Origin of the sequence: Blautia sp. AF19-13LB, from assembly GCF_003479105.1 — a bacterium.
GTDB classification, from domain to species: Bacteria; Bacillota; Clostridia; order Lachnospirales; family Lachnospiraceae; genus Fusicatenibacter; species Fusicatenibacter saccharivorans.
On sequence record NZ_QUGO01000048.1, the window covers coordinates 2,211 to 2,428 of the forward strand.

Sequence of the window (218 nt, forward strand, 5' to 3'; positions counted from 1 at the left end):
CAGAACAAGTTAAAAGGACTGGAAGCGCAGAAAACCGAAGCGGAAAACCTTGAAATCGTACAGCTTGTACGAGCTATGCGTCTGACCCCGCAGGAACTGAACGCTATGCTGTCCGGCGGCGGTATTCCCGGCATGACTGCCGCACCCGCAGGAGAAAACGAACAGGAGGAAAATGCAGATGAAGAATAAACTGAAAAAGACCATGACTGCCCTTTGTG

At 50.9% G+C, this 218-nt stretch carries 1 protein-coding gene; it reads left to right on the top strand.

Going from position 1 to position 218, the window contains the following annotated elements:
- Positions 1-189 (top strand): DUF4315 family protein (locus DWX32_RS20370; protein ID WP_243037646.1); only part of this gene is annotated, 189 nt, incomplete at its 5' end.
- Positions 190-218: the final 29 nt, after the last annotated feature.